Source organism: Vibrio sp. VB16 (assembly GCF_015594925.2).
Classification (GTDB): Bacteria; Pseudomonadota; Gammaproteobacteria; order Enterobacterales; family Vibrionaceae; genus Vibrio.
Window position 1 is genome coordinate 1045216 of record NZ_CP087590.1, and the last position, 19393, is coordinate 1064608.

Sequence of the window (19393 nt, forward strand, 5' to 3'; positions counted from 1 at the left end):
TGGTGTAGATTGGGTCTAAAAACGTCCTTAAACAGGTTTAAGGACGTACTCAAACCAGTATTTGTTAACGGAATGCTTTAGTGTGTGGATTCAAACGGATATGCTGTTGATAGGTTATTGTTGAATCTACTTTGCTTAATCAGGACTATCTATGTTGGCGATTCCCGTTCCGTTTGTTGTCTCTATGTTGCTTATTTTACTTGCTGTGAATTTGTATGTGCGAATTGGCAAGCAAGCGAAAACGGTGTGCCTTTTTTTAGCTCTGTGTGCATCTACAACAACAATGGTCGGACTGCGATGGACGTTTGATGTGGTTGCATTTAGTTACGCTCAACCAATATTAGCCTCTCTTATTCCTGTCTTTGCCTGGTACACTTTTACCCGTGCGAGTTCGGGTTTAGACACCATTTCATATTTGCATTTATTGGGACCCACACTGGTCATGATTAGTGTCATAACTCAACCGGTTTTGGGTTTACCTTTAGATGGTTTTCTTTCTGGCACGTATCTGTTTTATGGCATAACGTTGGTGCGGTACTCGTCTCAAGATACATTGTTGATTAATGTCACGTTGAGTAATTGGGAAGGGGTCAAAAAAGCGGAGAAAATCGCAGGTTGGATGTTATTGTTTTCGGCGCTTATTGATATGTTGTTATCTCTGGATTTTTCTTTCAACCAAGGTCGATATTCACAATATATTTTGACAGTTGGTCACCTAGTTTTGTTGCCTGTGTTGTCGTTTGCAGTGGTGATTGTTGGCGTTAATACGCCTTTAGCTGAAGCAACATCAAAACTCGGCGGTATAGACGACAAAAAAGCACCGCCGCCATTAATTGCAGATGAGAGAATAAATGAAATAGTAGAGTTATTAGATAAGAAAATTCGAGATAAGGCCATCTATCTAGACCCAGATTTAACCCTTTCGAGGCTGTCTAGGAAGCTGGGTATTCCGGCTAAACAGATTTCAATCGCAGTGAATATGGTTCATCGAAAGAACATATCGAAATTGATTAATGAATATAGAATTGAGCATGCGAAACAAGAGCTCACCGATACCGACAATACGATTACGCAAGTGTTTATGAATTCAGGGTTTCAAACTAAATCAAATTTTAACCGAGAGTTTTTTCGGGTAACTAAGATGACGCCAAGTGAGTATCGAAAAATAGATACATAATAGTTATAAACAGAAACGTCTTGATCGGTTGATGCGAGCTTATTTGTCTAATGAATAGGTTAAGAGGATAAAAATGCCGTTAGTTTCAGAGCGTCTCGAGATGGTTCAGATAATAAAAGAGGATGGGGATCTATTCCGTCTAATACACACTAAACCTGAAGTCATTGGTTTATGTTTTTATCTGCCAAACTCACAAGAAATCAAAGCCAAATTTGAATCTCGGTTACTTGATTGGGACAAAGACTCTGAAAACTGGTTATATATCCTTAACTAACTAGTCTCCAAAAGCTTTCATTCTATTGATGCCAAATTACCCATAATGAATGGTGAATATGTGTGATGTACATCACATGTAAATAGTGAATAATAGCGTCATCGAGTGAGAGGGGCAGTAACCCCAACAAGTAGTCACTCATTTTTAACAGACACTTTAAGGGTAAATAAGATGAAAAAATTAACCGTTCTAGCCGCCACTCTCCTCGTTAGCGTTACCGCCTTTGCAGGCACTCAAACGGTGTATAGCGAGGCAAACCTTTCAACAGCCGGTTTCTCTTCAAAAGCCGCCGCGTATGAAGCAGGGTTTGATTACGTAGATGCACTAAAAACAGCGACCAATTCAGAATTGCGCTTCAAATTGGCACCCATTGGAGAAAATACCGTCTCTAATCTTAAGCTTGACGACACAGTTGTGACTATTGAAGAGTTCTCAGAAGCTCGCGGTGAAATATCTTATCGCGCTATCGTCAATGTTGATTATCATTTCGATGCCCGCGATAACAACAACGACTAATATCCCGTTGTTTTAGAATTTGAAAAGCCAACAGGTCTCGATCTGTTGGCTTTTTTGATTGTCTATTGCTCTGCATTTGTTGGATGTGGTCGTCATACTAGGCCGACTAAATTCTTAGAGGTGTGTTGATTGGTTATTCATCAGTTTGTGCAAACTCTTCTTATTGACTAATATATAATTTGTATAAATGAGATGTATATTGTTGGAGTGTAATCTTCTAGTGTTTCTTAGGCATGAGGATAGGGCGTGGGAAAAGATAATAAGTTACTAGAAACACCAACGAGTATTCGAATCAAAAAACGAGCACGCGATGAGTTTTTGATTGGCGGTTTTATTGTCATATTTCTAATTTATTTGTCCTCTTCGTCAAATACTGAGTTAGTAGAATCTTTTTATAATTTCACACGACACTACGAAGAGTGGGAACTTGATGAAATTATATTCGGTGTTTTATGGCTCGCTATTGTCTCGGTTATTTATGGTGCAAGGCGATGGTTGGACATCAGAACGCTCAATCAGGATATTACTCGAAGTGCGTACTATGACGCCTTAACCGAGTTACCCAATCGAAATCTGGCAATGTACTATCTTGAACAACAATTGGCTAAAGCGAGTCAGTTTTCGCATAGTGTTGCTGTGATCTTTTTAGACTTTGATAATTTCAAAGGCATCAATGATAGATATGGTCATGATGCTGGTGACCAATTGATCATGTTGGTTAGTCAAAAACTGAATCAGTACAGTAGAGGCGGTGAGATTGTTGCCCGACTAGGAGGCGATGAGTTTTTGATTGTTGCCGAAATTTCCGGGAAGGATACGAATATCGTTTCTTTGGTTGAACGCATTCAGCGGTGTCAGGATGATGTTTTTCTTTTAGGGAATAACGCAGTCAGTACGAACTTTAGTATAGGCGTTGCCATCTACCCCCAAGATGGTGATTCTTCTCAAGGTTTGCTTGGCGCAGCAGATATAGCAATGTATGAGGCAAAACGTATTGGGACTGGCAACGTTTGTTTTTATACGAAAAACCTAGGCGAAGAAATTGCTGAACGGAATAAGTTATCTTTAAGTCTTAAGCATGCACTAAAGAATGATGAGTTATATATGGCTTACCAGCCTATTTGTAATGAATTTGGCGTAATACAAGGTTATGAGGCATTGATCCGCTGGAAGTTAGATGGGCAGATGGTGAAGCCTGAAGTGATTGTTAAGTTAGGGGAAGAGATTGGATTGAGCCATATCATTTCGCAATGGGTAATGAAAACAACATTTAAAGAAAGTAAAACCTTGCTTAAAAACCTTCAATTTTTGGCTATTAACGTATCCGCCAAGCAGTTTCTTGAACCTGAGTTCGTCACAAGCGTCGAGGCATTAACCAAAAAATACGGCTTTGACCCAGTAAACCTAGAGCTTGAGATTACCGAAAGTTCGATAATAACAAACTTTGAAGGGTCGATTCGTAAAATTAAACAACTCAGAGAGTACGGTGTCAAAATTATGATTGATGATTTTGGTATTGGGTACTCGTCGTTATATCGCTTAAAACAGTTACACGTTGATAGGTTGAAAATCGATCGATCTTTCTTAGTCGATGCGCTGAGAGATAAGAAAAGCAATGGAATATATAGGACAATTATTAAGTTAGCTCGAATTCTTGATGTTGACGTTGTGGCTGAAGGTGTTGAGACAAAGGAGCAAGCTGAATTTTTACGTGAATTCGGATCATTATATATGCAAGGTGACTACTTTCAAAAACCAGCTAGAGCAATAGAGTCTAACTGCTTAGAGTTAACGAGTGTCGAGTAATGACTGAGAGTCAGAAAATAGTTAATAATAAATTTACTAATTGAGTATGTACTATTTGCCAATTAATCGCGCATGCGTAATATACAAATGTTAGCGTTATTGAGGAAGTAAGATGAACTTTCAGGAAATGACTGAAAAAGAGATACTAGATATTGCAAACCCCATTATGGATAATTTGATGCAAGCATCAACGGATATTGATCATGCTAAACATGTTCAGGATTTCACTGATCGTGCAAAAGCAATAGTAACGGAAGAACACCTTGAAAGAGTGTGCGCTAAATACCAGTCTGAAAAAGGTTTTTGGAAGCATAGAGAGTCCGTTGCCGTATTCAGAAGACCTGATTCGGCGGCAATTATTTGGAAACAATTCTGCACAAAAGCTGAAGGCGAGTTTGTCGCTGAGATTGTGTTAATACACAAAAACGGTCGGTTCCTAGTTGATCACGCAATGGTGTTTTAATCAAACGTCTAAAAATTATGCCAATAAGTTAGTTTTGGGGCATAAATGCATTTTGAGATTATATTTCCGATTTAGGCAGTGATTCTAAACCAAAGACGATATCACCTTGTAATATTGTCATTAAGATTTCTGTCTGTGCAATATCATTGGCCGGTAAACGGGTAATATCTTTCTCTAAAACGACTAAGTCAGCTGATTTGCCAACGGCTATCGAACCTGTAATATCACTGATCCCTAAACTTTTGGCCGCATTAATTGTGTAGGCATTTATGGCGGAATGCACGTTTGGCAAGCCCGTACTATCCATTTTTAGACTATTTGCAATACCAACTAATGGGTTGATTTCATTTACATTCCAGTCGCTACTTAACGTAATATTAGCACCGGTATTGAATATGGCTTTTGGATTCATCAATGAATGTGTCCGCTTAACCCCTATGAAGGCTTCGGCCCATTGGTGATCATGTAGTGCCACGTATTCAGATCCTACTTGGAAATCGGCGGTCACATCGAGTTTCGCGAAACGAGGAACGTCTTTTGAGTTCACTAATTCAACATGCGTAAGCGTATATGGTTTTTTTGAACCTTGATTACGAGCATGTTCGATGGCATTCAGTGATTCACGAACTGCACCGTCACCAATTGCATGGATATGGGCGCTGTAACCAATGTTATTCAGGGCATCCAACCAAGTTTTCATTTGATGTGGTGGAATATAGTTGATGCCATAAGGCTCGTCTGGAATATAGGTACTTAAATATGGTGCTAACGTTTTTGCCGTGCCATTTATAATGATGCCATCGCTATACATTTTCACTTGGTCTACTAATAACAAACGCGAATTATCGTTCGAATGTATTTTCTTTAAAAATGCCAACTGGGGTGCCATCGAGTCCGTAGGGTAGATCCAAGGACGCAGAGAAACTCGGGCGGTTAAGTCTCCGTTTTTCTCGGCTTGTTGCCATACGTCATACCATCCGCGTTTCCAATAAAGTCGCCCATCCCCAATGGTGGTAATGCCATGTGCTGAAGCTTCTTCAAGACCAATCATTAAACCTTCGTAGCTTTGGTCGAATCGATTCTCTAAGTTATTCCAAGCCATCTCCATGACGATATCGCCAGCGTTATCAAATAGAATGCCATTCAGTTCACCACTGTTTTTGTCTTTAAGAAATTTTCCACCCTGGGGCTCGGGAGAATTTTTGGTGATACCCGCTAAATTGAGCGCTGCGGAGTTAACCCACATTGAGTGTGAGGTTTGCTCCATAAGTACGACAGGTTGTGTCGGAAAAATACGATCAATTACGTCTAATGGCGTGCTGTGACTATCCTCATTCAAGATGGCCTCTAAAGAAAAGCCATACCCCATCAGCCAGCTATTCGATTCGAGTTTTTTACATGCGGTTAGATAGGGAATCTGCTCTTCAAGTGATGCATCCATACCTAGCTCGCAATTACCGCCGACTTCTGAAGCCGCCTCAAACACATGGTTATGATTATCAATGAAGCCTGGTAATACATAGGCTTGTTCAAGATCGAGAACGGTAGTGTTTTTATTACGATATACATCCATTGATTGTTTTTGACCAACAAAAGCAATGTCACCATCGCGAATGACGATCGTATTGGCATTCTCGTGACCGTAAATCCTTGCATTTGTTAAGATCATATCAGAGCGCGAGAAAGCCTGTGTATTAGAACTTATTATTAGGCTCGCGATTATTGTTAGAGGATAAACTCGGCTCATTCTTTACTCCTTTTCTGTTCCACAATCATTGCTAACAATCGTTCTTCTCATGCGCGGATATTCCAACCATAAGATGATGAGCTATTGCGGTAACGCAACCGCCTCAATATCAACATCGCCATTCGTCATATCCACTGCCGCCTGGTAAATACTGTCTGGATCACCATAGTGTTTGAAACTGAAATGGTACACGTTGACGGGTGTCCATAGCTCCTTCGCTTCTGAGGGCATAATGTCGTAGCCGTCTTGCTGGTATAGCTCTGTCGCCATTACGTTAGCGATAGCCGATTGCCTATTTGCGTCTCTGTTTGCGGTTGGTTCGAGTGAAGGGTTGCTAGGGTAGGATTCGCCGTTGTAGCTCATCAAGCGATGAGCGCTGTTGCTCCACACTATAAAGTCCTGCCAACCGTTGCGATAACTGTCCGCCAAAACGACAGGGGTTTTCACCACAGTCATTCGGTTGATGACGTTGCCCTCATTATCAAACATGACAGCGGTGCAACCACCGCTGCCACAGAAATAGAGATCTTGCATTAAGACGATATGTTCGGCGATGCCATCGCCATTCAGATCGGCGCTACCTGTTAGGTAACGTACTTTGTCTTGTGCTAAGGAAAGGCCTTCCGGTGCCAGAATGTTGGTATCTACCCAAGTGGCGATCGTGTTTTCACTGGCGCTAGCTGATAGGCTAGAAGATGATGTTTTATTAGGCATGTTCTCGGTAGTAGAACAGCCGACTATAGCGAGTGAACTGAGAAGAAAAAGTCTACCTAGTGCGCGATTATTCATTTTATCTTACTCTGTTGTGTTTAATTGTTGCCTATTAGTATACGCACTACAGCAAGAAATTTTGTAATAAAATGATTAAAATCAGTAAAGTGTCTGTCATTTGAAATTCAAATAAGCTGATTTTTATCATCATGAATTGACGAGAAGAAGGCTATCGTTTGCAATAAATATCATCACGATAAATACTGAGTATGTATTTGGCAAAGTGTGTTCATATCGATGGTTACGTTGTTACTTGTATAGAGAGTGAAAAGAATGAAAAAAATATCCCCAATAAACGTTGAGCTCGTTCCAGTAAATATGTCGAAATCAATTTATCCGGAACCGTTTGCAGATAGAGTAAAGGATCGTACTAAGCGAAAGTTAGGTGACTTTTTTCAGTTAGAAAACTTTGGCGTGAATTATACGGTTTTAGCGCCAAATTCGATGTCTGCACTAAAGCATCACCACGTAATGCAGGATGAGTTTATCTATGTCATTGCGGGCAACCCAACGCTCATTTATGGTGAAGATGAAATTCAAATGAACCCTGGTGACTGCATGGGTTTTAAAGCTAATAGTGGTGTCGGGCACCAACTAGTGAACAATACGTCAGAGGACGTCATATTTATCGAAGTTGGTGATAGAAGCCCTAACGAAAGCGTAAAGTATCCGGACGATGATCTAGCGTTAACTCAAGAAATAAATGGGTCTTGGTCTATTCTACATAAGGATGGCTCTACTTATTAACACATAACAAGTAAGTGTTTATCGCTTTACCTCACTTAGTCAGTAATAAACCATACCCTCTGTGTTTACGCCTTGCATTAATGGGTTATGAATTAGTGATGATTGTGTTTTTCATCTTCGCGTAGTGTAAGTACTTCATACCCAGATGTTGTAACTAAAATAGTATGTTCTGATTGAGCTGATAATTTTCTGTCTCGTGTAATGACCGTCCAGCCATCTTTTTTTGTTTTGATTTTTGCAGTACCTTGGTTAACCATGGGCTCTATCGTAAACACCATCCCTTCTTCTAGCTTAAGACCTTTTCCTCGCGATCCGTAGTGAAGCACGTGTGGCTCTTCATGCATTTCTCGACCAATACCGTGGCCGCAATATTCTTTTACGATACTGTAGCCATAGCTCTCAGCGTGTTTCTGGATAGCATGACCTATATCTCCAAGTCTAGCACCAGGTTTGACTTGTTTAATTCCAGCCCACATAGCGTTATACGTGACGTCAACCAACTTTTTAGCTAAAGGATTGGCTTCTGACATGACATACATTTTGCTGGAGTCAGCAATAAACCCTTCTTTTTCCAAAGTAATATCTAGGTTAATAATGTCTTTGATTTTTAATATTTGATTTGTGTTGGGGACACCATGACACACGACTTCATTAATCGACGAGTTCAAAACATACTGATAGTCATATTGACCTTTGCTTGCTGGTCTAGCGTTCAGCTCATTAACAATAAAGTCTTCAACTTTGTTGTTAATGTCCATGGTTGATAACCCCGGTTTTACGTATGAGTCCAACATATGAAAGACCTGCGCAAGTAATTTCCCGGCATTGCGCATCAACTCAATTTCAGAAGCAGATTTGATATTAACGCTCTTATTCATTGGTACTTCCTTCCATTACCGTTATTTTCGTTGCCGATACATCGGCTGACTTCATAAGATCTGCGACTATTTGATTGAAAGACAGTTGTGGATGAAGCTCGGCTAACATACCAATTTTTATCCAGAATTCGGCTTGTGAATTGATAGAGCGTGACATAACAGAACTTGCTTTTCTTATCTCTTCATGAAGTTCTTCGGAAATCTTTACAATACCCATTTTATATATGTTCCATACATGTTTCGTATGCGTATTGTATTTACAGAGAGCGAGTAGTCAAGATAATTAATTGGAAAACACTATTGTTATTCGATGCCACTCAATCCTAGAAAGCTCTAGGCTTTTAAATGGCTCAGCGGTATTCCGAAATTAAGATGGCGGAAGTGCCTTCTTGAAGCGCTTCAAATACGTGCGGCAAGTCTCCGGGGTAGCAAATATAGTCGCCTTTATTTAGCTCGTAAGATTCTGATATTAAACCAAGTTTTGCTCGTCCTTTGGTGATAATTACGTGTTCTATCACTCCTGAGTTGTGCGGCTTCGAGTAAACAGGTTCTCCTGGACTGACTTCGATCCAGTAGATATCACGACGGCTATTAGGTGGACATGCAGCCAGCAGAGTCGCTTGATAGTCTTTGCGTTCAGTAAGTACAGATACCCCTTCACCTTGGCGAATGATATTTGTTTTTGGTTTTGGCGTCTCGATTAGACGCGAGAAGGGAATATCCAGTACTACACAGATGGACCATAACGTTTCGATACTTGGGTTACCGACCCCATTTTCTAGTTGAGACAAGGTTGACTTGGCGATATTTGCACGTCGGGCGACTTCGGCGATGCTGAGATTTGAACGCCGTCTTTCAGCATTCAATGTTGCGGCGATTTGCGCGATAGGTGGTTTATTTTTGGTCATGATGAATGGACGTCTTCTCTATGAATAGCTTGTTCATTATATAATACGATCGAATTTTTTGACAAACTAAAAATGATCGTTCAATATAAAAACCACTCGTTCAGTATAATGTATAGTTGTTGGCTATATTGAAGGTAAACCTTGGTTTAAGAACCACTCGAAATCACATAATAACATTAAGGGAGACAAAACTTGGATTACTTGATATCGGTTGCACTATTTGCAATTTCATCATCAGTCACACCAGGTCCAAATAATATCATGGTGATGACGTCTGGACTTAACTTTGGTATACGCAGAAGTATGCCATTGCTTATAGGGATTTGTGTCGGTTTTACTGCGATGTTATTGTTGGTCGGGCTGGGTTTTGGTCAGTTATTTACATTATTCCCTCAATTAAGTTTGATCATTAAAATTATTGGTACCGCCTACTTGCTTTATTTGGCGTGGTTGATTGCTAGGTCCAGTAACGTAGGGGTAACTAACCAGCAAGTTAAGCCGATAGGGTTCATAAAAGGTGCTTTGTTTCAATGGGTGAATGCTAAAGCTTGGGTCGTATCCATTGGGGCTATATCAGCATTTACCACAATGGGAGAAAGCTTTTTCTCACAGAATATGACGATAGCAACCACCTTTTTTATTATTTCTTTTCCCTGTGTTGGTATCTGGTTGATGTTTGGGTCCATGTTACGTCAATTCTTAGATAATGCGGCTTACTTACGTTGGTTTAACATCACGATGTCGCTTCTGTTGGTGGGGTCGGTGTTGCCTGTCGTCAAAGATATTTGGTATCAGTTTTAAACGGGTGACGAAAACACTAGAATCTTTCTATGCAAAGTAATTCATGCGTATGTTGATAGAAGAGTGACGTTTAGGTGTCCTTACATGGTGGAATACAGACAAATTGATACTTGCTCAGTACCTATGAATTTGCTATTGGAAGCGGACCCTTCAGAGTTGAGTATTAGTAAATACTTTTCTGGGTCACTGTGTTTTGCGGCGTATGAGCAAGGCAAGATGATGGGGGTTTGCGTGGTTAAATCACTCGCGAGCAGTAAATCAGAAATCTGCAATATTGCTGTATTTCCAAAGGCTCAGAACAGGGGCATTGGAGCAGGGTTGTTAAAACATGTTGTCGATAACTTAGCGAAACTAGGCGTTATAGAAATATGTCTAGGTACGGGTACGTTTGGATATCAATTGGCTTTCTATCAGCGGTTAGGATTTAGGGTCGATGGTGTCATTAAGAATTACTTTATCGACAATTATGATAAACCAATATACGAGAATGGCCTCCGACATGTTGATATGCTTAGGCTTACATTAACGTTGGATTAGTATGAAACTCAATCATTATGACGTTTCATGTTGACTGACGGAATATGCGTCCCAATTTTCTCAAAAATGAATTCATCGCTTAAGGAAAGAAAAATGGTGGTACTTAGGGAAATGCGTCAAGAAGAATACCCAGCATATTGCGAGTACTTCATTGACGATTATAGTCAAGAAATTGCGCTCAATTATGGTCATTCGATGGATGTCTCCATTGAACTAGCCAAAAAAGATCTAAATAAAAACTTCCCCACAGGGTTAGACAATAATAACCAATCATTGCTATGTATTGATGCCGATATTAACGGCACGTCATGCTTAGTTGGGTATCTATGGCACTCAATCAATATTGCGGACGAATCGACCTTTATTTACGATTTTTTCATTGCTGGTGAGTACAGAGGCAAAGGTCTTGGTAAGCAAGCAATATCAGCGTTAGAAAGACAATTATATTCTGTTGGTATTAAGCAGATAAAGTTAAGAGTAGCATATCAAAACAAGCGTGCTCTAAAACTGTATCAGGACGTTGGTTTTGCAATAACGGGTATTAACATGTCCAAAGATGTTGGTGATGAATAGTCTCAATATCTACAGATACAAGGTTTAGTTGAAAACGCCAATGGGGTCGCTATGTTTTCGTCACATCGGCGCTCTCTTGATTTAAGGCTGCGTTGCTTTCTGAGCAAAATTAGCCAACGCTTTTTCGATTTTCATAATGTTATCTTTACATTCCGAAACGTTATGGCGTGCAGCGAGGTATTTTGGATCGTTATAGGTAAGCCAGACGACATTGTTTTCGTCTTGACTAATGAGTGCCTTTTGAGGCAAGTCAATCGCGATGCTTTGTTTGCAGGCGATTAAAGGAGAACCGACCTTAGGGTTACCAAAAATAAGAAGTTGAGTAGGACGAATGGTGATGCCAATTTTCATGGCCGCATCAGAATGGTGTATGCGTGAAAAAACAGTCATGCCTTTTGCCTTCAAAGCGTTTTCCAGTCGATCCGTCGTGGTATTGACATCGAATGTACTCTTGACACTTATCAATCCATTTTCAGCATAAGCGGTTGATGTTATGAAAAAAAACACTATTAGTCCTAGAGTCTTAAGTGTCATTGTATTATTCCTTGCGTATGTGAAGTGAAGGTGTAGCACGTTATGAAAGCGTAGTTTTTACATTCACCATTTGCAAATTGAATCATGTCAGCGCTTATTGCAGTGTGTTTGCCGAGTAGACATTACTCTTAATTTCACAAATATTGAGGTTAAATAGAAACCGCGAGTTTAGGTAAAGGTACATAGATAGACTCAGTAATATTTGAGAGTAAAAAATCATAGGTGTTGAAGATGACAAGAGATGCATCTGTCGATATTTTGTAAAGTTGTTCTTGTGTGAATTCGAGCTCCTTTGATTCGGACATGCCTTCTAGCTGTCTGCAAAGTAGTGAGCAGGCAGGTGAAGCAATGGCTAAAGGATTAATAAGTGCGAGTTGATTGAGTCGATTGACCATTAACTTCGCGTGAGGGTTCAGCTTTGCAATGCCGTTGTCTGTATTTACATCTTGTATGGTTACTCTAAATTGAGTCAATGACTCCAAGCTATCATTTATCTGATGCCAGCTCAGGTTATATTCGTCTACCAAGTCAACGCGTTGAGACTCGACTAGCCATGCAAGAATGACCTCATCAATCAAAAATAAGCAGTGCCGAATCACTCTCCCGTGGCTCATCTGATTCTGACTGATTGTCATATGTTCCCATTCATCAATCAAATTGGTTAATTTTGAAAACAGTATTCGATAGATGGGTTTATTATCGAAATGGGCTTTGCTTATCAGTGTCTTTGTTGTGGTAGACATGCCTTTTTCTAGTAGAAGAATTTCATGGCTTTTGGGATTACCGTAGTAGAGAAGATAATGACTAGCACTGCGATGCTGCCGACATGACGTTACGATATTTCTTAAATCAGTGATGAGGTCGTATTTTTGTTGATAGCTTGATTTGCGCTTTGATGAGAGAGATAGCATGACTAAACAGATAAAAAGCGATAATAAAACAGTGATGAATACAAACATAGAAGTCCCCTTACTTTGTTTTGGCTTTTAAGTAGTAAGCAGGGATGATGCCAAGTATAAAGAATTTTAAATTCAATGGGTTAAAAGGAATTACTTTAGGTTTTTTGTGTAAAGTGGTGCGAGTCGCACCGGGATGGTGAGACCAAATAGTAAAAAAGACAGTAAATAAAGGAACATACACTTCAATTTGAAGGTGTCATTCCTGCTAGTACTGTTATTGTCATTTTTCCGCGAATAAGGCGATGAAATGTTCTGTATGCTAGGGATATAGGCCGCAATTAGTGTATTCGGCATATGACCACACTAAATACAGACTGGTAGAGAATGAGTGTGGTCGTAAGGAAGGGTTAAATAGCTGCTTATTCTGCGTTATTCTGCTCTAATTCTGTGAAATATTTTAAGGTTTTCACTTTAAGATCATAGGTTGCTTCTTCATCACAAACAATGACAGATTTTGGATGCAGTTGAAGTGCACTTACTGTCCAAAGGTGGTTTATTGCACCTTCAACAGCGGCTTGTACGGCTTGTGACTTACCATGGCCAATAGCAAGTATCATCACCTCTTTTGCATCTAGTAACGTTCCGACACCGATCGTCATCGCGTTTTTAGGCACCTGATCAATCGCGTGGTTAAAAAAACGAGAGTTTGCTCGACGAGTTTCCTCTGTGAGCACTTTTACTCGTGTTCGAGATGAAAGAGAAGATGCGGGTTCATTAAAGGCAATATGACCATCACTACCCACACCACCCATGAACAAATGTATCTTTCCATACGACACTATTTTTTTTTCATAATCCTGACATTCCTTGACTAAATCTTTGGCATTACCATTAAGAAGGTTGATATTTTTTTCTTGGATATCGATATGGTCAAAAAAATGCTTATACATAAAAGAACGATAAGACTCGGGATGTTCAGGGTTAATGCCTACGTATTCATCCATATTAAAAGTAACCACGTTTTTGAAGCTAACCTCTCCGTGTTTGTGCAGTTTTACCAACTCTTGGTAGGTAGACAATGGTGTACTACCTGTGGGTAATCCAAGTACAAATGGATTGCCCTCTGTTGGCTTAAATGCTTTTATTCTTTTTACTATGTGGTGAGCACTCCAAATACCCACATTTGAACTACTTTCAAGCGGAATCAGCCTCATAATTAGTACCCTTCAATCTTTTAATTTAATTAGTTAATAACGATATGTTTGATATCTGTGCGAACTCGATAATTATTAATGTTGTCCATAAATTGATCACGATTGATATTAAGTCATTGGGTATTGGCGAAGGTTGCTATTGGTAATTAATTTGTAAGTGGTTACTTACAAAAATAACAGGGGAAAGTGGTCAAATAGAGAACACGACTATTGTGATTTTTGTCAAATGGATACATAGTTAAGATCGAAATTATCATTGAAATCGTTATTAAGTAAAGGCGCTTAGAATTGAACAATAAAACTATATTGGTCGTCGATGATAATAAGGAATTAAGAGATGCTCTTAGTGAATATCTGGGGCGTAGCAATTTCACTGTACTCACGGCTAGCGATGGCGAAGACATGTGGCGTGTACTTGAAACCCATGAGCCAAATTTGATCATACTGGATATCATGATGCCTGGAGATGATGGATTTACGTTGTGCTCACAAATTCGACGTAACTCTAGTGTGCCAATTATCATGCTAACAGCAGTAACAGAAGAGGCTGATCGTGTCGCTGGATTAGAAATGGGCGCCGATGATTATATCACCAAGTCATTTAGCCCCCGAGAGCTTCTTGCGAGAATAAAAGCTATCTTGAGGCGGGCGACCCACAGCCCAGAAGCCCCATTTTCTAGAAAGGTCACCTTTTCTGGTTGGACGCTAGATACAATCACTCGCCAATTATTGTGCCATGATAAACCAGCAAAACAGCTTTCTGGTGCGGACTTTTCTCTACTTGCTCTTTTTTTACGTCAACCCAATGAGATACTTTCTAGAGACGCAATTGCACAGGCGATATGGGGGCGAGATTCTGAACCGTTAGAAAGAGGGATTGATGTGCAGATCAGCCGGTTACGCCACCACTTAGATGATAAACAGAGAAATACCATCATTACCGTTCGTAATAAAGGTTATATGCTAGCGGTGGAAACGTTGCATGAAACTTAAGAGGTTTGTCCCTCAATCTTTAGCCGCACGTACCAGCACTATGCTACTTATTGTTATCATCGCATCACAATTACTTGCTGGTTTAATATGGTTCTCTCACAGCTCTGAGAATGAAGAGCAAGGATTAAAAAGCACGGTACGCAGCTTAGTGTTAAGCGCTTCATCCACCATCTCTTTTTTTAGCACACTTCCTCTGGATTACCGACATCTCGTACTCGATCAATTGAGAAGTATGGGGGGGACGCGATTCTTCGTGTCGCTAAATAACCGGGAATTACCGGTCGTCCCAATAGCGGATTCTTCAAGAAAGCAACTCGTACTAAATGAAGCGAAAAGGGTATTGAATCAGGAGCTTGGTAGTGACAATAATATTGTTGTTGAGTTTACCACCAGAGAGGAACTTAAGGTATTTAGCACCGGTATTAGCATAGACGAGTTACCATTACTTTGGGCTCACTATAGCTTGTCTTTTGGCGAAATTAGTCCGCCGATATTGGTGATCCAAATTGAAGTATCACCGCAGGAATGGTTTTATTTGGCGGCGGTATTACCAGCTCCTTATGTCAATCTTGAAAGCTCATTTATGGACAGTAAGCAGCTTTTCTTTTTGGCATTATCCGCCATCATATTGCTTGTTTTTACTTGGCTTGTTGTGCGATCAGAACTCAGACCAATCAAAAACCTAGCAAAAGCCGCAACGTTAATGGGTAACAAGCTTTCTATTCCTGAAGTCAAGGAAGAGGGAAGTTCGGAACTTAAGGCCGCCGTGCACGCTTTTAATAAAATGAATCGTCGTGTGAAATCGTATTTACGAGAACGAGAAATGTTATTTGGCGCTATTTCGCATGATTTAAAAACGCCACTAGCGTGCTTAAAACTGCGGACAGAAATGCTAGAAGATGACGATACACGAGCGAAATTTGAAAAACTCACTAATGAAATTGATTTGATGGTCAAGGGGGCACTTCAGTGTATTCGGGATACGGATATTCATGAAGAAATTGAGGCGATAGACATAATAGAAATACTGGGCACGAGTACAGAATTATATAATCGCTATGCGAAAAAAGTAACGGTAAATGGGTCCAATGTAAAGCTGTATTACGGTAAACCGTTAGCCATTAAACGCTGTATTCAGAATCTAGTAGATAACGGCATTAAATATGGAAAATTCGTTTCAATTACAGTGAAAGATAGCCCCGAAAAAGTAGTCATTTCATTTGTCGATAGAGGGCCGGGAATCGATAAAAAACTAACGGAGAAGGTATTTGAACCCTATTTTAGAGAAACCTCTGATAGCAGTGGCAGTGGGTTAGGTTTAACCATCGCACGGAGTATCGCTAGGGCCCACGGTGGAGATATCGTACTCATTAACCAACTAGAAAGCCAAACTTTTGAGGTCTGCTTAACACTAAGTAGAGATTAAGAATGAAATTATTAATGATTTGTATCGCGCTACTCAGTTTTGAGTCGCAATCTAAGGAAGTAGAATTCCTTCACTGGTGGACATCAAAGGGAGAGGTCGCCGCGCTAAAAGTGATGGAAGATGCATTAGTCGCTCAAGACCACATATGGAAGAGTACACCGGTCAAAGGGGGCGGCGGCGATACCGCTATGGCGGTATTGCAAGCAAGGGCGATAGCCGGAAACCCACCAACGCTTGCGCAAATTGAAGGCATGGCGATTAAATCATGGGCTAAACTGGGTTTTTTATCCTCATTAGACACCGTCGCTCAAGTTGAACAGTGGGATGAAGTAATGCTACCCACGGCACGAAACATCAATAAGTTTAAGGGTGAGTATGTTGCTGTACCCATTACCATCCATCGCGTAAATTGGATGTGGGTTAATAACTTGGTATTGGCGAAGGCGGGTTTAGAGGTACCACAAACGTGGTCGGAGTTTATTGCGGCGTTAAAAGTTCTTAAAACAAAAGAGATTAAACCGCTCGCGCTGGGGAACTCTCCATGGCAAATATCGATGTTATTTGAAAACATTGCCCTTGGGATAGGAGGACAAGATTATTATCAAAAAGCCTTAGTAGAGATGTCTCCTGACGCACTAAATAGTCAAGAAATGGTCGACATTCTTAATGTGTTTCGTCAAATCGGGGATATCACTAAAGATAGCCTGACTAAGCAACGTTGGGATGAAGCAACCAATGAGTTAATTAATAATGAAGCCGCTTTCCAAATATTGGGTGATTGGGTTATAGGTGAATTAATTTCTGATGACGCGCAAATACCTGATCATATTTCTTGCTTTGTATCGCCTCAAACTGAGGGGGTTTATATATACAATATGGATAGCTTTGTAATATTTAACCAGAGTTTTGGATTTCAGAAATCAGATACGGATGGTCTTGGTAAAACGTTGTCTAGCGCTTTGTTTCAGAAAGAATTTAGTAAAAAGAAAGGGTCTATTCCTGCCCGAGGAGATATACCATTAAATGATTTTAATATCTGTTCGCAACAATCTCGACAAGACTTCGATGTATCCGAAAAAAATGACGCTCTAGTACCCAGTATGACGGACTCGATGGCTGTCGCTCCTATTGTTCAGAACGCCATAATTGAGGAGCTTTATCGCTTCTTTAACGATTCTACGAAAACACCTGAGCAGTTTATCTCTCGATTAATTGCTATATCAAGTAGCCGCTCGGGAAACAATTAAGTGTATTCATTTGTAATAGAACACTTACAAAAAGCCAACATTATTTAACCTTAAGCGATACCAAATTCTGTAGCTTATATATGGAAGAGATTCATCTTCCATATATAACATAGCTATGAGGTATTCTTATGAGCACAAAAACTTCGACGTTGCCGAAACAAGGGACGTCTTTATTCTCCATCCTTAAGAAAGGCATAACAAGGCTCTCAACTGTTGGTAGGGCGTTAATGCTACCTATCTCGATATTGCCAGCCGCTGGGCTATTGTTGGCGTTCGGGGACAAATTAGATATTCCGTTAATGGTTGGTGCCGGTGATGTTATTTTTAGCAATCTACCTTTATTATTTGCCGTCGGCGCCGCAGTAGGTCTCACGAAAGAATCAGGTATTGCAGGATTAGCCGCCGTCGTTGCGATGCTGGTTATGAACATGACAATTGGTGTTCATGCTGGGGTTACTCAAGAAATGGCCCTCGCAGGAGGAGCTTACGCCTTGGTGTTAGGTATTCCTAGCCTTCAAATGGGTGTTTTTGGTGGACTAATTGCCGGTATTCTTGCGGCAACTATGTATAACCGCTTCCACCAAATCCAGCTCCCTGCTTTTCTAGGCTTCTTTTCTGGAAAGCGGTTTGTCCCTATTGTTACCGCAGTCAGTGCTTTCTTACTTGGTCTTATTCTACCGAGTATATGGATGCATGTTCAGGCAGGGATTGATGCACTATCAAATATCGTAAATGGTGATAACCAAGCACTTTCTACCTTCATTTTTGGTTTCACGGAAAGGGCGTTGATTCCTCTTGGTCTTCATCATATTTGGTACCCTTCATTCTGGTTCTCATTTGGTGAATATACCAATGAAGCAGGGGCTGTCATTAATGGTGATCAGACAATTTGGTTCAAAATGTTTGCGGAAGGTGTAAAAGACTTTAACTCTGATACCTATCAGGGTGCAGGAAAATTCATGCAGGGTGAGTTCCCTCTAATGCTATTTGCTTTACCAGCAGCATGTCTAGCGATGTATCATGAAGCAAAAACTCAAAACAGAAAATACGCGGCTGGTATCTTATTTTCCGCTGCCCTCACGTGCTTTATCACAGGTATAACTGAACCTGTCGAATTCACCTTTATCTTTGTATCCCCACTGCTCTATATTTTTAATGCCATCAGTACTGGTTTTGCATACATGTTTATGTATTTACTTGACGCTCACCTAGCCAAATCATTTTCTGCGGGATTAATCGATTATATTACTTTGGGTATCATTCCTTCATTTAATGGATTTGAAACTAACTACCTCGCGGCAGCGATAGTTGGTGTACCGATGGCCATTATGTACTACTTCGTATTCCGTCTCGTGATTCGAAAATTTGATGTGCAAACACCAGGCCGTACTGATGAAATAAAAGAAGAAGTCACCTTAAGCGATGAACAGCTTACCAAATTAACGCTTGATTTCGTCGGTGGCCACGACAACCTTACGTCTGTTACATCGTGTATCACGAGACTTCGCCTTGAAGTTAAAGATACCTCCTTAATTAATGAAAAAGGATTATCAGATATCGGAGCAATGGGTGTCATTAAGGTTGGCTCAAACGGAATACAGATTGTGTATGGTGCAAAAGCACAATTTATAGCCGAGCGTATCAACCAACACTAGTCAACGTTTACCACGAATAGATAACGTCGTTAATGAGTTATCACTAATGAAAAGACACACCAGCAAATGTTGGTGTGTCTTTTTTGTTAAGTGGCCTATTGTAAACATCTTGAGGTGATAGAGGTGCATCAATACCCACAACCCAAGATGGATAGCAATGCCCATCATCCCTTCTGTATTAATAAGTACGATATCACCCGAGAATATATTTTGGATTTGGTGTGTTA

21 protein-coding genes are annotated in these 19393 nt (G+C 40.3%); 13 read left to right on the plus strand and 8 right to left on the minus strand.

What is annotated here, in order from left to right; all coding sequences use genetic code 11:
- Positions 1-151: 151 nt before the first annotated feature.
- From IUZ65_RS05045 to IUZ65_RS05065, 5 genes are all read left to right on the plus strand, one after another.
- Positions 152-1177: a helix-turn-helix domain-containing protein gene (locus IUZ65_RS05045; protein ID WP_195702705.1), complete on the plus strand. Its 1026-nt coding sequence runs from the start codon at positions 152-154 to the stop codon at positions 1175-1177.
- 73 nt (positions 1178-1250) lie between these two features.
- Positions 1251-1451, plus strand: coding sequence for a hypothetical protein (locus IUZ65_RS05050; RefSeq protein WP_195702706.1), 201 nt, complete (start codon positions 1251-1253; stop codon positions 1449-1451).
- 171 nt (positions 1452-1622) lie between these two features.
- The gene (locus tag IUZ65_RS05055; protein ID WP_195702707.1) at positions 1623-1967 is read left to right on the plus strand and encodes a DUF3316 domain-containing protein; all 345 of its coding nucleotides are present in this window, start codon (positions 1623-1625) and stop codon (positions 1965-1967) included.
- Between the two features lie 246 nt (positions 1968-2213).
- Positions 2214-3773 carry a putative bifunctional diguanylate cyclase/phosphodiesterase gene (locus tag IUZ65_RS05060; RefSeq protein WP_195702708.1) on the plus strand — a complete coding sequence of 520 codons (1560 nt, stop codon included), beginning with the start codon at positions 2214-2216 and terminating at the stop codon, positions 3771-3773.
- Between the two features lie 112 nt (positions 3774-3885).
- On the plus strand, positions 3886-4236 hold the full coding sequence (locus tag IUZ65_RS05065; RefSeq protein ID WP_195702709.1) for a hypothetical protein: 351 nt from the start codon (positions 3886-3888) through the stop codon (positions 4234-4236).
- Positions 4237-4294: 58 nt separating this feature from the next.
- On the opposite strand, the gene IUZ65_RS05070 is transcribed toward IUZ65_RS05065, so the two are convergent.
- Together IUZ65_RS05070 and IUZ65_RS05075 are read right to left on the minus strand one after the other, a co-directional pair.
- A complete protein-coding gene (locus IUZ65_RS05070) occupies positions 4295-5983 on the minus strand; it encodes an amidohydrolase (RefSeq protein WP_195702710.1) in 1689 nt (562 codons plus the stop codon).
- Between the two features lie 81 nt (positions 5984-6064).
- Positions 6065-6772 carry a hypothetical protein gene (locus IUZ65_RS05075; protein WP_195702711.1) on the minus strand — a complete coding sequence of 236 codons (708 nt, stop codon included), beginning with the start codon at positions 6770-6772 and terminating at the stop codon, positions 6065-6067.
- Positions 6773-7027: 255 nt separating this feature from the next.
- Here IUZ65_RS05075 and IUZ65_RS05080 point away from each other — a divergent pair, with 255 nt between their 5' ends.
- A complete protein-coding gene (locus IUZ65_RS05080; protein ID WP_195702712.1) occupies positions 7028-7501 on the plus strand; it encodes a cupin domain-containing protein in 474 nt (157 codons plus the stop codon).
- Between the two features lie 92 nt (positions 7502-7593).
- On the opposite strand, the gene map is transcribed toward IUZ65_RS05080, so the two are convergent.
- From map to IUZ65_RS05095, 3 genes are all read right to left on the minus strand, one after another.
- Positions 7594-8379 carry a type I methionyl aminopeptidase gene (map, locus tag IUZ65_RS05085; protein WP_195702713.1) on the minus strand — a complete coding sequence of 262 codons (786 nt, stop codon included), beginning with the start codon at positions 8377-8379 and terminating at the stop codon, positions 7594-7596.
- Entirely contained in the window at positions 8372-8596 is a 225-nt protein-coding gene (locus IUZ65_RS05090) for a ParD-like family protein (RefSeq protein WP_195702714.1), read from the minus strand. Before IUZ65_RS05090 ends, map begins: the two co-directional genes overlap by 8 nt.
- 133 nt (positions 8597-8729) lie before the next feature.
- A complete protein-coding gene (locus tag IUZ65_RS05095; protein ID WP_195702715.1) occupies positions 8730-9287 on the minus strand; it encodes a helix-turn-helix domain-containing protein in 558 nt (185 codons plus the stop codon).
- A 192-nt stretch (positions 9288-9479) separates the two neighbouring features.
- On the opposite strand from IUZ65_RS05095, the gene IUZ65_RS05100 reads away from it, so the two are divergent.
- From IUZ65_RS05100 to IUZ65_RS05110, 3 genes are all read left to right on the plus strand, one after another.
- A complete protein-coding gene (locus tag IUZ65_RS05100) occupies positions 9480-10088 on the plus strand; it encodes a LysE family translocator (RefSeq protein WP_195702716.1) in 609 nt (202 codons plus the stop codon).
- An 87-nt stretch (positions 10089-10175) separates the two neighbouring features.
- Entirely contained in the window at positions 10176-10625 is a 450-nt protein-coding gene (locus tag IUZ65_RS05105; protein WP_195705000.1) for a GNAT family N-acetyltransferase, read from the plus strand.
- Positions 10626-10718: 93 nt separating this feature from the next.
- Positions 10719-11198, plus strand: a complete 480-nt coding sequence (locus tag IUZ65_RS05110) for a GNAT family N-acetyltransferase (protein ID WP_195702717.1) — start codon at positions 10719-10721, stop codon at positions 11196-11198.
- Positions 11199-11279: 81 nt separating this feature from the next.
- Here IUZ65_RS05110 and IUZ65_RS05115 read toward each other — a convergent pair whose 3' ends face one another.
- The 3 genes from IUZ65_RS05115 to nagB all read right to left on the minus strand — a co-directional run bounded on the left by IUZ65_RS05115 (position 11280) and on the right by nagB (position 13845).
- Positions 11280-11732 carry a DUF302 domain-containing protein gene (locus IUZ65_RS05115; RefSeq protein WP_195702718.1) on the minus strand — a complete coding sequence of 151 codons (453 nt, stop codon included), beginning with the start codon at positions 11730-11732 and terminating at the stop codon, positions 11280-11282.
- A 149-nt stretch (positions 11733-11881) separates the two neighbouring features.
- Complete coding sequence (locus tag IUZ65_RS05120; protein ID WP_195702719.1) at positions 11882-12691, minus strand: hypothetical protein; 810 nt, start codon at positions 12689-12691, stop codon at positions 11882-11884.
- 359 nt (positions 12692-13050) lie between these two features.
- On the minus strand, positions 13051-13845 hold the full coding sequence (gene nagB, locus IUZ65_RS05125) for a glucosamine-6-phosphate deaminase (protein WP_195702720.1): 795 nt from the start codon (positions 13843-13845) through the stop codon (positions 13051-13053).
- Between the two features lie 288 nt (positions 13846-14133).
- Between nagB and IUZ65_RS05130 the strand changes: the two genes are divergently transcribed.
- The 4 genes from IUZ65_RS05130 to IUZ65_RS05145 all read left to right on the plus strand — a co-directional run bounded on the left by IUZ65_RS05130 (position 14134) and on the right by IUZ65_RS05145 (position 19166).
- Positions 14134-14838, plus strand: coding sequence for a response regulator transcription factor (locus tag IUZ65_RS05130; RefSeq protein WP_195702721.1), 705 nt, complete (start codon positions 14134-14136; stop codon positions 14836-14838).
- Positions 14828-16264 carry a sensor histidine kinase gene (locus tag IUZ65_RS05135; protein WP_195702722.1) on the plus strand — a complete coding sequence of 479 codons (1437 nt, stop codon included), beginning with the start codon at positions 14828-14830 and terminating at the stop codon, positions 16262-16264. The genes IUZ65_RS05130 and IUZ65_RS05135 overlap by 11 nt, the downstream gene beginning before the upstream one ends.
- Positions 16265-16266: 2 nt before the next feature.
- The gene (locus IUZ65_RS05140; RefSeq protein ID WP_195702723.1) at positions 16267-17511 is read left to right on the plus strand and encodes an ABC transporter substrate-binding protein; all 1245 of its coding nucleotides are present in this window, start codon (positions 16267-16269) and stop codon (positions 17509-17511) included.
- Between the two features lie 128 nt (positions 17512-17639).
- Entirely contained in the window at positions 17640-19166 is a 1527-nt protein-coding gene (locus tag IUZ65_RS05145) for a PTS transporter subunit EIIC (RefSeq protein ID WP_195702724.1), read from the plus strand.
- Positions 19167-19393 lie beyond the last annotated feature (227 nt).